Origin of the sequence: Pseudomonas sp. UBA6753 (genome assembly GCF_002453565.1) — a bacterium.
GTDB classification, from domain to species: domain Bacteria; phylum Pseudomonadota; class Gammaproteobacteria; order Pseudomonadales; family Pseudomonadaceae; genus Aquipseudomonas; species Aquipseudomonas putida_Z.
Window position 1 is genome coordinate 41,862 of the sequence record NZ_DKHD01000054.1, and the last position, 12,234, is coordinate 54,095.

12 protein-coding genes are annotated in these 12,234 nt (G+C 62.6%); all 12 read left to right on the forward strand.

The window, feature by feature from the left end:
- Positions 1-346 precede the first annotated feature (346 nt).
- The 12 genes from flgB to B2790_RS20725 all read left to right on the forward strand — a co-directional run bounded on the left by flgB (position 347) and on the right by B2790_RS20725 (position 12,221).
- Positions 347-757 carry a flagellar basal body rod protein FlgB gene (flgB, locus tag B2790_RS20670; protein WP_015271243.1) on the forward strand — a complete coding sequence of 137 codons (411 nt, stop codon included), beginning with the start codon at positions 347-349 and terminating at the stop codon, positions 755-757.
- A gap of 2 nt (positions 758-759) precedes the next feature.
- On the forward strand, positions 760-1,203 hold the full coding sequence (flgC, locus tag B2790_RS20675) for a flagellar basal body rod protein FlgC (RefSeq protein WP_003257260.1): 444 nt from the start codon (positions 760-762) through the stop codon (positions 1,201-1,203).
- A gap of 15 nt (positions 1,204-1,218) precedes the next feature.
- Positions 1,219-1,923 (forward strand): flagellar hook assembly protein FlgD, encoded by a 705-nt coding sequence (gene flgD, locus B2790_RS20680; RefSeq protein WP_003257261.1) that lies wholly within the window; start codon positions 1,219-1,221, stop codon positions 1,921-1,923.
- A gap of 31 nt (positions 1,924-1,954) precedes the next feature.
- Entirely contained in the window at positions 1,955-3,310 is a 1,356-nt protein-coding gene (gene flgE / locus B2790_RS20685; protein WP_075045942.1) for a flagellar hook protein FlgE, read from the forward strand.
- A gap of 72 nt (positions 3,311-3,382) precedes the next feature.
- A complete protein-coding gene (locus B2790_RS20690) occupies positions 3,383-3,568 on the forward strand; it encodes a hypothetical protein (protein ID WP_286919636.1) in 186 nt (61 codons plus the stop codon).
- Between the two features lie 402 nt (positions 3,569-3,970).
- A complete protein-coding gene (locus B2790_RS20695; protein ID WP_015271240.1) occupies positions 3,971-4,711 on the forward strand; it encodes a flagellar basal body rod protein FlgF in 741 nt (246 codons plus the stop codon).
- A 47-nt stretch (positions 4,712-4,758) separates the two neighbouring features.
- A complete protein-coding gene (gene flgG, locus B2790_RS20700; RefSeq protein ID WP_015271239.1) occupies positions 4,759-5,544 on the forward strand; it encodes a flagellar basal-body rod protein FlgG in 786 nt (261 codons plus the stop codon).
- Between the two features lie 50 nt (positions 5,545-5,594).
- The gene (gene flgH, locus B2790_RS20705) at positions 5,595-6,290 is read left to right on the forward strand and encodes a flagellar basal body L-ring protein FlgH (protein ID WP_015271238.1); all 696 of its coding nucleotides are present in this window, start codon (positions 5,595-5,597) and stop codon (positions 6,288-6,290) included.
- Positions 6,291-6,302: 12 nt separating this feature from the next.
- On the forward strand, positions 6,303-7,412 hold the full coding sequence (locus B2790_RS20710; protein ID WP_015271237.1) for a flagellar basal body P-ring protein FlgI: 1,110 nt from the start codon (positions 6,303-6,305) through the stop codon (positions 7,410-7,412).
- A gap of 11 nt (positions 7,413-7,423) precedes the next feature.
- A complete protein-coding gene (flgJ, locus tag B2790_RS20715; protein ID WP_039612680.1) occupies positions 7,424-8,578 on the forward strand; it encodes a flagellar assembly peptidoglycan hydrolase FlgJ in 1,155 nt (384 codons plus the stop codon).
- Between the two features lie 12 nt (positions 8,579-8,590).
- Positions 8,591-10,624, forward strand: a complete 2,034-nt coding sequence (gene flgK / locus B2790_RS20720) for a flagellar hook-associated protein FlgK (RefSeq protein WP_286919637.1) — start codon at positions 8,591-8,593, stop codon at positions 10,622-10,624.
- Positions 10,625-10,637: 13 nt separating this feature from the next.
- Positions 10,638-12,221, forward strand: coding sequence for a flagellar hook-associated protein 3 (locus B2790_RS20725; protein WP_286919638.1), 1,584 nt, complete (start codon positions 10,638-10,640; stop codon positions 12,219-12,221).
- The last annotated feature ends 13 nt before the right edge of the window (positions 12,222-12,234 follow it).

Sequence of the window (12,234 nt, forward strand, 5' to 3'; positions counted from 1 at the left end):
ACAAAGGCCGGCAGCGAAAGTTGCCGGCCTTTTTGTTTGCCTGTGCCGGCCTCTTCGCGGGCATGCCCGCTCCCACAGGCCGGCGCGGTACCGGTGGGAGCGGGCGCGCCCGCGAAGAGGCCGGCACAGGAAAAATACTGACGTCAATTTTTTGTTTTGCCGCTTTTGCCGCCCGGCAATTGCCGCTTTCGCCGCTCAAGGCGGAAGGCCTTTGCCGCTTTTCTGGCATCACTCTGACAGCACCTTGCCCCGCAAGCCCGTATTTCCGGGCTTTCTGTTGGTTGGCACAGCCCTTGCTATACCTTGCCCAACGATATTCCGGTCAACCTCCGAAGGTTTCCCCGACATGAGCATCAGCTTCGACAAGGCGCTTGGTATTCACGAAAAGGCCCTGGGCTTCCGCGCCCAGCGCGCCGAAGTGCTGGCCAACAACATCGCCAACGCCGACACGCCCAACTACAAGGCGCGCGACATGGACTTCGCCTCGGTGCTCGCTGCCGAAAGCGACAAGCAGCAGAGTGGCGGCCGTTTCAGCCTCGATCGTACCAACAGCCGCCATATCGAGGCCGAGGGCCTGGCCATGGCCGACGATACCCTCAAGTACCGCACGCCAACGCAGCCGTCGATCGACCAGAACACCGTGGACGCGCAGATCGAGCAATCGAACTACACCGAAAACGCCGTCGGCTTCCAGGCCAGCTTCACCTTGCTCAACAGTAAATTCAAAGGGCTGGTTTCGGCCCTGCGGGGAGAATGACCATGTCCCTTTCCAGTGTCTTCAACATTGCCGGTAGCGGCATGAGTGCGCAGAACACGCGCCTGAACACCGTTGCTTCCAACATCGCCAACGCCGAGACCGTGTCCTCGAGCATCGACCAGACCTACCGCGCCCGCCACCCGGTGTTCGCCACCACCTTCCAGGACGCGCAGGCCGGCGGCAGCCAGTCGCTGTTCGAAGACCAGGGCGAGGCAGGGCAGGGCGTGCAGGTAAAAGGCATCGTCGAGGACCAGAGCAACCTGGAGGCCCGTTACGAGCCCAACCACCCGGCGGCGAACAAGGACGGCTACGTCTACTACCCGAACGTCAACGTGGTCGAGGAGATGGCTGACATGATCTCCGCCAGCCGCGCGTTCCAGACCAACGCCGAGTTGATGAATACGGCCAAGGCCATGATGCAGAAGGTCCTGACCCTCGGTCAGTGATAAGGAAACCAGACCATGGCAATCGATACCAACGGTGTGAACCTCAACGACGTGCTCGCGGCGTCGGGTGTAGGCACCAGCACCAAGAAGACCACGGACACCGCCTCCAAGACCGGCAACGACTCGCTCGGCAAGGACGCGTTCCTGCAATTGCTGGTCACCCAGATGCAACACCAGAACCCGCTGGACCCACAGGACAACGGTGAGTTCGTTGCCCAGCTGGCGCAGTTCAGCAGCCTGGAAGGCATTACCTCGTTGAACGAATCGGTCAACTCCATCACCAGCGCCATGGCCTCGTCCCAGGCCCTGCAGGCGTCGTCGCTGGTCGGGCGTTCGGTGGTGGTGCAGAACGACAAGGCCGTGGTCGACACCGCAGAAAGCTTCAATGCGCAGTTCGTCGTGCCGCAAGCCATCGGCGAAGCGAAGATCACCATCAAGGACAAGGACGGCAATACCGTCAAGACCATCGAGCTGGGCGAGCAGAAAGCCGGTTACGCCGATTTCATCTGGGACGGTACCAACAGCAGTGGCGAGAAAGTCGACCCTGGTACTTACACCTTCACTGCCACCACCACGGTGGATGGCAAGTCGGTGCAGATGAACACGCTGTTGCCAGCCAAGGTGACCAGCGTCAGTTTCAGTGCCGCCGGCGAAATGGTGCTCAACCTCGCCGGTGTTGGCAAAGTGTCCCTCTCCGACGTGCAAACCATCGGTATCTAAGGCCCGCTAGAGCGGCAAAAGGAGCGAATTCATGTCTTTCAATATCGGCCTTAGCGGTCTGTACGCAGCAAACAAGCAACTGGATGTCACCGGCAACAACATCGCCAACGTCAACACCAACGGTTTCAAGTCGTCGCGTGCCGAGTTCGCCGATGTCTATGCAGGTTCCAATCGCCTGGGCGTGGGCAAGAACCAGGTGGGTAACGGTGTGCGCCTGGCAGCGGTTTCCCAGCAGTTCACCCAGGGTGACGTCAACACCACCGGCAACGTGCTGGACATGGGGATTCAGGGGCAGGGCTTCTTCGTGCTTTCCGATAACGGCTCGCGCGTGTACACCCGTGCGGGTGCTTTCCAGGCCAGCAAGGACAACTTCGTGGTTACCTCGGACGGCTTGCGCCTGCAGGGCTATGCCGCCGACTCGACTGGCAAGATTCAGAAGGGCGTGCTCACCGATCTGCAGATCGATACGTCGTCGCTGCAGCCAAAGGCAACATCGCTGATCGACCAGGGTATCAACCTGAATTCCTCGGCCGCCGACATCCCGTTGGAAGTGGATGATGGTACTGGCGTGATGGTGCCGAACCTGCCGTTCGATCCTTCCGATCAGACGACTTACACCAAGTCTTTCCCGACCAAGGTGTACGACAGCCAGGGTAACGAGCACACCATGGAGCAGTTCTATCGCAAGACTGGCACCAATGAGTGGACCATGTACACCCTGGTCGATGGGCGCAACCCGTTTTCCCCATCCTCCACCGTGCCGCTGACTGGCACCATCAGCTTCAACAGCGATGGCTCGGTCAAGAGCATGACTGCGGACAATACCGGCCACCCGGCGGGCTCGTCGTTCACCGTGACCAACAACACCTTCACCATGACTGGCTGGGTGCCGGCGGTGGAAGATTCTGCGGGTAACTGGATCTCCAACGGCGCGGTGGGCAATGCCGATGGCATGCGCCTGGCGATGAACAGCACTACCTCCTACAACACCGAGACCGCGCGCATGTCGCAGTCCCAGGACGGCTACGCGACCGGTATCCTGTCGAGCCTGAGCATCGACTCGACCGGTGTGCTGTTCGCCAGCTTCAGCAACCAGCAATCCCGTGCCATTGGCCAGGTGGCCCTGGCCAGCTTCGCCAACGAGCAGGGCCTGCAGCAGATCGGTGGTACCCGCTGGACCGAAACCTACACGTCCGGCATCCCGGGCATCGATGCGCCGAAGACAGGTACCCTGGGCAGCGTCGAGTCCAACGCGCTGGAGGGCTCGAACGTGAACCTGACGCAGGAGCTGGTAGAGCTGATCAAGGCGCAGAGCAACTACCAGGCGAACGCCAAGACTATCTCCACTGAAAGCACCATCATGCAGACCGTCATCCAGATGGCCTGATGGTCGCTGGCTGAGTGTGTGTGGGCGAACCCCTTTGTCATGAAGGGGTTCGTCGTCTTTGCCGGAGGGGTCATGAAAAGGCTGGTTGTCACATTGGTCGCTGCTTTGTGCCTGTACCAGGCCCAGGCCGGTACCGCGCCCTGGTGGCGCTGGGAAAGCCAGGTGGATGGGCGCCTGGTCTGCTCGCAATGGCCGCCGGGGGATGGCTGGAAGAAGTTCGCCGGCCCCTACAGCAATGGTGGTTGCCGCGAGCCTTGATGAAGCCGGTACCGGCCTTTCGCGGGTAAACCCGCAGGTATGGCGCATTCCTTCAGTTGGTGGGGTCCCTGTAGGAGCGGGCATGCCCGCGAAGCAGGCGACGCGGTAGATGGCACCGGCTGCGCCGGTGTTCGCGGGCGCGCCCGCTCCCACAGGTATGACGCACTCCTTCAGCTGGTGGGGTCCCTGTGGGAGCGGGTTTACCTGCGAAGAGGCCGGTACAAGTTTGCCGCCATCGGCAGCCCGGCGCCGGATAACCGGCGTTCGCGACTTGAGCAAGGCCTCCAAAAGCCCGTATCCACGGGCTTTTTCATGATTTCGCAAAGTTGGTTCGGAACTTGCTTTCTAGCTCGCATAGCAACGGCGAGCGGCAAACGACCGCCAGTGCAATGGAGGATGACTGTGGACAAGATGCTTTACGTGGCCATGACCGGTGCCAGCCAGAATGCGCTGGCGCAGAAGGCGCACGCCAACAACCTGGCGAACATTTCCACCAACGGTTTTCAGCGAGACCTGGAGCAGGCTCGCTCGATGCCGGTGTTCGGCGACAGCTTTCCGTCGCGCGCCTTTGCCATGACCGAGCGCCCGGCCACCGACTTCAGCGAAGGTCCGATGGTTGAAACCGGCCGCGATCTGGATGTGACGGTGACCGGCAAGGGCTTCATCGCCGTGCAGGCGCCCGATGGCAGTGAAGCCTACGTGCGCACCGGTAGCCTGAACATCGATGCCCTCGGTGTGCTGCGTGCTGGCAACGGCATGCCGGTGATCGGCAATGGCGGCCCGATTGCGATTCCGCCAGAGCAGAAGGTCGAAGTCGGCGCCGATGGCACCATCAGCATCCGCTCCATGGGGGAAGACCCGCGCGTGATGGCCGAAGTCGACCGCATCAAGCTGGTCAACCCCGATACCAAAGGCCTGACCAAGGGCCTGGATGGCCTGATCCATACCCGCGACGGCCAACCGGCAGACGCCGACGTCAACGTGCGGGTGGTGTCGGGCTTCCTGGAAGGCAGCAATGTCAACGCCGTGGAAGAAATGACCTCGGTGCTGGCGCTGTCCCGTCAATTCGAACTGCACGTCAAGATGATGAACGCGGCCAAGGAAGGCGACGAAGCCATGGCGCGTGTTTTGCAAATCGGCTAATCACTTTTGAACGGGTGCCGTAAAACAGGCGCACGAGGAGAACTTACATGCTTCCGGCTCTTTGGGTCGCTAAAACCGGCCTGTCCGCCCAGGACACCAACCTGACGGTCATCTCCAACAACCTGGCCAACGTCTCGACCACTGGCTTCAAGCGTGATCGCGCCGAATTCCAGGACCTGCTGTACCAGATCAAACGCCAGCCAGGCGCGCAGTCCACCCAGGACAGCGAGCTGCCTTCCGGCCTGCAGGTCGGTACTGGTGTGCGCATTGTCGGCACCCAGAAGAACTTCCAGACCGGCAGCCTGCAGACCACGGAAAACCCGCTGGACATGGCGGTCAATGGCCGTGGTTTCTTCCAGGTATTGCAGCCGGACGGCACCGTTTCGTACACCCGTGACGGTACCTTCCACCTGAACTCCGACGGCCAGATCGTCACCGCCAACGGCTTCGCGCTGGAGCCTGCCATCGTCGTGCCGAACGACGCGCAGACCTTCACCGTCGGCCAGGACGGCACCGTGTCGATCACCACCGCCGGCAACCCGGCTGCGCAGGTGATCGGCAACATCCAGACCGCCGACTTCATCAACCCGGCCGGCCTGCAGGCGATTGGCGACAACCTGTTCCTCGAAACCGCCGCCAGTGGCGCGCCGCAAGTCGGCACCCCGGGCCTGAACGGTTTCGGCACCACCCTGCAGCAGACCCTGGAAAACTCCAACGTCAGCACCGTGGAAGAGCTGGTGAACATGATCACCACCCAGCGTGCCTACGAGATGAACTCCAAGGTCATTTCCACCGCTGACCAGATGCTGTCGTTCGTTACTCAACAGCTCTGAAGCAGGCAGCTCTAACCCCGTCACTCCGTTGCACCCGTGAGGTAAGCGTCATGAATCGTCTGTTGTCCGTTTTCGCCCTGGGGGGGGCGGTGTTGCTGGCAGGTTGCGTCGCGCCGACGCCCAAGCCCAACGACCCGTACTACGCGCCGGTACTGCCGCGCACCCCGTTGCCGGCAGCGGCCAACAACGGTTCGATCTACCAGGCCGGCTTCGAGCAGAACCTGTACAGCGACCGCAAGGCGTTCCGGGTGGGTGACATCATCACCATCACCCTCAACGAGCGCACATCGGCCAGCAAGAACGCCGGCTCGCAGATCCAGAAAAACAGCAACGCCAACATCGGCCTGACATCGTTGTTCGGCACTACGCCGAACACCAACAACCCGTTCGGCAGCGGTGACCTGTCGCTGGAGGCCGGCTACAGCGGCGAGCGCGCCACCAAGGGCGACAGCAAGGCCACTCAGGGCAACACCCTGACCGGTTCCATCACCGTGACCGTGGCCGAAGTGTTGCCCAACGGCATCATCGCCGTGCGCGGCGAGAAGTGGCTGACCCTGAACACCGGCGAAGAGCTGGTGCGCATTGCCGGCATGATCCGCGCCGACGACATCGCCACCGACAACACCGTGCCGTCCACTCGCGTGGCCGACGCGCGCATCACCTATTCCGGTACCGGCTCGTTCGCCGATGCCAGCCAGCCCGGGTGGCTGGACCGCTTCTTCATCAGCCCGCTTTGGCCTTTCTGAGTACGGATGACCATGTTCAACGTGAGGCAGCTGATTGCCGCAACCCTGCTCCTGTCCTGTGCCTTCGGCGCCCAGGCCGAGCGCCTGAAGGACATCGCCAGCATTTCTGGCGTGCGCTCCAACCAGCTGATCGGTTACGGCCTGGTGGTGGGGCTCAATGGCACGGGTGACCAGACCACCCAGACGCCGTTCACCCTGCAGACCTTCAACAACATGCTGTCGCAGTTCGGCATCAAGGTGCCGGCCGGCTCCGGCAACGTGCAGTTGAAAAACGTTGCGGCAGTGTCGGTGCATGCCGACCTGCCGGCGTTCGCCAAGCCGGGCCAGGTAGTGGACATTACCGTGTCCTCGATCGGTAACTCCAAGAGCCTGCGCGGCGGCAGCCTGCTGATGACCCCGCTCAAGGGTATCGATGGCAACGTCTATGCCGTGGCCCAGGGTAACCTGGTGGTGGGCGGCTTCGATGCCGAGGGCCGTGACGGTTCGAAGATCACCGTCAACGTTCCGTCGGCCGGTCGTATCCCAGGCGGCGCTACCGTCGAGCGTGCAGTGCCGAGCGGCTTCAACCAGGGCAACAGCCTGACCCTGAACCTCAACCGCCCCGACTTCACCACTGCCAAGCGCATCGTCGACAAGGTCAACGACCTGCTCGGCCCGGGCGTGGCCCAGGCCGTGGACGGCGGTTCGGTACGGGTCACTGCGCCGATGGACCCGAGCCAGCGCGTGGACTACCTGTCGATCCTCGAGAACCTCGAGATCGACCCGGGCCAGGCAGTCGCCAAGGTCATCATCAACTCGCGCACCGGCACCATCGTCATCGGCCAGAACGTCAAGGTGTCGCCGGCCGCAGTGACCCACGGCAGCCTGACCGTGACCATTACCGAAGACCCGATCGTCAGCCAGCCGGGGCCGTTCTCCAATGGCCAGACCGCCGTGGTGCCGCGCTCGCGGGTGAACGCCGAGCAGGAAGCCAAGCCGATGTTCAAGTTCGGCCCGGGCACCACGCTGGATGAAATCGTCCGTGCGGTGAACCAGGTGGGCGCAGCGCCCAGCGACCTGATGGCCATCCTCGAAGCCCTGAAACAGGCCGGCGCCCTGCAGGCCGACCTGATCGTGATCTGAGGACGGCGCGCATGAACAGCAAAAGCCTGGTTTCCGGCAGCGCCGACAGCGGCGCCTACACCGACCTCAACCGCCTGAGCTCGCTCAAGCATGGCGACCGCGACAGCGACGCCAACGTGCGCAAGGTGGCCCAGGAGTTCGAGTCGCTGTTCATCAGCGAAATGCTCAAGGCCTCGCGCAAGGCCAGCGACGTGCTGGCCGATGACAACCCGATGAACACCGAAACGGTGAAGCAGTACCGCGACATGTACGACCAGCAGCTGGCCGTGAGCATGTCCCGCGAAGGTGGCGGCATCGGGCTGCAGGACGTACTGGTGCGCCAGCTGTCGAAGAACAAGGGCACACCGGCCAACACCAGCCCGTTTCCGCGTATCGAGGGCAATGCCCCGACGCTGTGGGGCAACAAGGTGGCCGAGCCCGTGCATGCCGCGCAGTCGACTGCCACCCGCAACGACGTCGCCGCGCTCAATTCGCGACGCCTGGCGCTGCCGAGCAAGCTCACCGACCGCCTGATGGCCGGCATCGTGCCGTCGGCGGCCAGCACCAATACCGCAGCCGTGCCGGCCCGTGACGGCCAGCAAGTGGCCAAGGCCTTCGCCGTGCCGGACAACGGCCTGCGCATCCTCGGGCGCGCCGTGGCCCAGCCACCGCTGGCACCGAAAAAAGCCTTTGCCGACAGCGACGAGTTCGTCGCCACCATGCTGCCGATGGCCGAGCAGGCAGCCAAGCGCATCGGTATCGACCCGCGCTATCTGGTGGCGCAGGCCGCACTGGAAACCGGCTGGGGCAAGTCGGTCATGCGCAACACCGATGGCAGCAGCAGCCACAACCTGTTCGGCATCAAGGCAACCGGCAACTGGGAAGGCGGCGAGGCGCGGGCGATCACCAGCGAGTTCCGCGATGGCCAGTTCGTCAAGGAGACGGCGGCGTTCCGTTCCTACGATTCCTACCAGGACAGCTTCCACGACCTGGTCAGCCTGCTGCAGAACAATTCGCGCTATCAAGATGCGGTGAAGGCCGCCGATAAACCAGAACAGTTCGTGCAAGAGTTGCAAAAGGCCGGGTACGCCACCGACCCGAATTACGCCAGCAAGATCTCGCAGATCGCAAGACAGATGAAGTCGTACGAGCACTACGCAATGCTCGGTACCGCAACGAAACTTTAAGGGCATGGAACCATGGCGAGTCTGATCAACATTGGTATGTCGGGGCTTGGCGCCGCGCAATCGGGGATGTACACCCTCGGTAACAACATCGCCAACGCCGATGTCGAAAGCTACTCGCGCCAGCAGAACGTGCAGAAGACCAAGGGCGGGCAGCAAGTCGGCCAGGTGTTCATCGGCAGCGGTACTACCCTGGCGGATGTGCGCCGGGTCTATAACGCGTTCCTCGAGAACCAGCTGCGCAGCACCACCTCGCTGAGCAGCGATGCCACCTCGTACCTGAACCAGATCACGCCGCTGGATACCGCCCTGTCGAGCAGCGACACCGGTATCACCGCTGCACTGAAAAGCTTCTTCAGCGCCATGCAGGATGCCGCGGCCAAGCCGACCGAGGACGCCTCGCGCCAACTGCTGCTGACCAGCGCGCAGTCCCTGGCCAAGCGCTTCAACACCCTGTCGGCGCAGTTGAACCAGCAGAACAGCGACATCAATGCCAACATGGCGTCGATCGCTGACAAGGTCAACGCGCTGACCAAGTCGATTGCCGACCTCAACGGCCAGATCTCCAAGATGACGGCCGTCAATGGCCAGCCCAACGACCTGCTCGACCAGCGCGACGGCGCGGTGCGCGAGTTGTCGGCGCTGATCGGTGCCGACGTTGTAGAGCAGAAGAACGGCAACTACGACATCTACCTGAAGAACGGCCAGGCCCTGGTGCTGGGCAACACCACCCAGACCATCGGCGTGCAGCCGAGCGCCACCGACCCGACCCGCATGAGCCTGATCCTCAATCGCGGCTCGACCAAGATGGACATCACCAGCACCACGACCGGTGGTGAGCTCGGCGGCCTGATCCGCTACCGCAAGGATACCCTCGACCCGGCGCTCAACGAGCTCGGTCGCGTGGCCTTGGTAGTAGCCGATGCGATCAACAGCCAGCTGGCCCAGGGCATCGACAAGAACGGTGACTTCGGTGCCACCCTGTTCGGCGATATCAACAGCGCCGCGGCCATCAGCCAGCGCAGTGTCGCCAAGACCGGCAACAGCGCCGGCTCCGGTAACCTCGATGTGACCATCAAGGACACCGGCAAGCTCAGCACCAGCGATTACCAGGTGACCTTCACCAGCGCCACTGGCTACGGCGTGCGCAAGTTGCCGGAAGGCACCGACATGGGCAGTTTCGACCTCACCGACACGCCGCCTCCGGTGATCGACGGGTTCACCCTGTCACTCAATGGTGGCGGCCTGAGTGCTGGCGACAGCTTCAAGATCACCCCGACCCGCAATGCTGCCGCCGGCATCGACACTGTCCTGACCGACCCGAAGCGCCTGGCCTTGGCTTCGCCACTGACCGCCACCAGCGGATCGGGCAACAAAGGTACCGGCGTCATCACCCAGCCGACGCTGACCTCGGAGATGGACATCTACGATGCCGCCCAGCGTTCGCAATTGCAGGCTGGCTTGAAGTATTCGACCCCGGTCAAGCTGGTGTTCGGCGATGACACCAGTTCGCCCCAGGCCTACAAGATGTACGACGCCAAGGGTACCGAGATCGGCAGCGGTACCATCGTGCCGGGCCAGGAGAACAAGTTGCAGCTGTCGGTGCCGATGGTCGATGGCAGTGGCAATTCGCTGGGCGGCAATTTCACCTTCGAGATGAGCGTTTCCGGCGCGCCGAAGAACGGCGACAGCTATACCGTGGGGCTGACCGGCGCAGGTTCGGCAGACAACCGCAACGCCTTGTCGGTGATCGACCTGCAGACCAAGTCCACGGTCGAGGTTGGCGCCAACGGCAAGGGCATCAGCTTCACCGATGCCTACGCCAAGCTGGTATCCAACGTTGGCGGCAAGGCCGGCCAAGCGCAGATGGACAGCGATGCCACCACTGCCTTGCATGCCTCGGCAGTGGAAAGCCGTAACGGCCTGTCGGGTGTGTCGATCGATGAAGAGACCGGCAACCTGGTCAAGTTCCAGCAGTACTACACCGCGTCGTCGCAGATCATCAAGGCGGCCCAGGAAACCTTCGCCACCCTGATCAACAGTCTTTAAGGAGCCGTAGATCGTGAGCGTACGCATCTCTACTTCGCAGTTCTACAACACCAACCAGGCCAACTACCAGAGCAACTTCGCCAAGACGGTGAAGAGCCAGCAGGAGGCAAGCGATGGCATTCGCGTGCGTTCGGCCAAGGATGACCCGGTGGGGGCGGCGCGTCTGCTGCAACTGGAGCAGCAGCAGAACATGCTGAAGCAGTACAGCGGCAACATCGTCAACGTACGTAACGCCCTGGGCACTGCCGAAAGCACCCTGAACTCCATCGGCACCATCTTGCAGCGGGTCAACGAACTGGCGGTAAGCTCTGGCAACGGTTCGTTCACCGATGCCGACCGCAAGGCCAACGCCGACGAACTGGCGTCGCTGGAAGACCAGCTGTTCTCATTGATGAACAGCAAGGACGAGAACGGCAAGTACATCTTCTCCGGTTCCAAGGGCGATACCCCGCCTTACGCACGCAATGCCGATGGCACCTACAGCTACCAGGGTGACCAGAGCAAGCTCAACCTGCAGGTGGGTGACATGCTCAGCCTGGCGGCCAATGAAACCGGCTACGACGCCTTCGAGCAGGCGCTCAACACCAGCCGTAGCCAGACCAGCCTGACCGCGCCGGCCACCGACGATGGCCGCGTCAGCCTGTCCAACGGCCAGGTCTCCGGCAACAGCCTGTACAACGATCGCTTCCGCAGTGGCGAGCCGTACACCATCGAATTCCTCAGCAGCACCGAATACAAGATCACCGACGTCGACGGCAATGACGTCACGCTCGAGGCCAGCCAGGGCGGCAAGTTCGACCCCAATGGCGACAACACCGGCATCAGTTTCCGCGGTGTCGATCTGCGCCTGGACATCACCTTCAAGGACGGTGACAAGGGTAACGAAGATGCCGCTATCGCAGGGCATACGTTCAGCCTGAGTTCCAAGGCCGATGAGGTTTCCGGCACCCGCAGCCCTGGCAATACCTCCTCCGAGCAGGTGACGGGCGCGATCATCACCGATCAGGCTGCTTACAAGGCCGCGTTCCCGGGCGGTGGCGCGGTGCTCAAGTTCACCGGCAGCAGCACCTTCGAGCTGTACGCCGCACCGGTCACTGCTGACAGCCGCCCGGTGGCATCGGGTGCGCTGGGCGGGCCGAACGGCACCACCGCCACCGCGGCTGGGGTCAGCTTCGAGCTGTCCGGCGCACCGAATGCCGGGGACTCGTTCGCGGTAAAGGTCGATACCCACCAGACCCAGAACATCCTCGACACCATCGGCAAGCTGCGTACCGCGCTGACCAGCCCGGTGGACAACGACCCGGTTGCCCGGCAGAACTTCCTCACCGCGCTGGATTCGGCCATTGGCAACATCGCCAGTGCGACCAACCAGGTGTCGTCGTCGGTCAGTGCGATCGGTGGCCGCGGCCAGGCGCTGGATGTTCAGGCCGAAACCAACGAGGCGCTGAGCACCGAGAACACCAAGACCCAAAGCTCGATTCGCGAAAGCGACCCGGCTGAAGTGATGCTGCGCCTGCAGATGCAGACCAACATGCTGCAAGCGTCGCTGCAGGCCTATGCCAAGGTTGCCAGCTTGTCGTTGGTCAACTACATCTGATCGAGGCTTGATC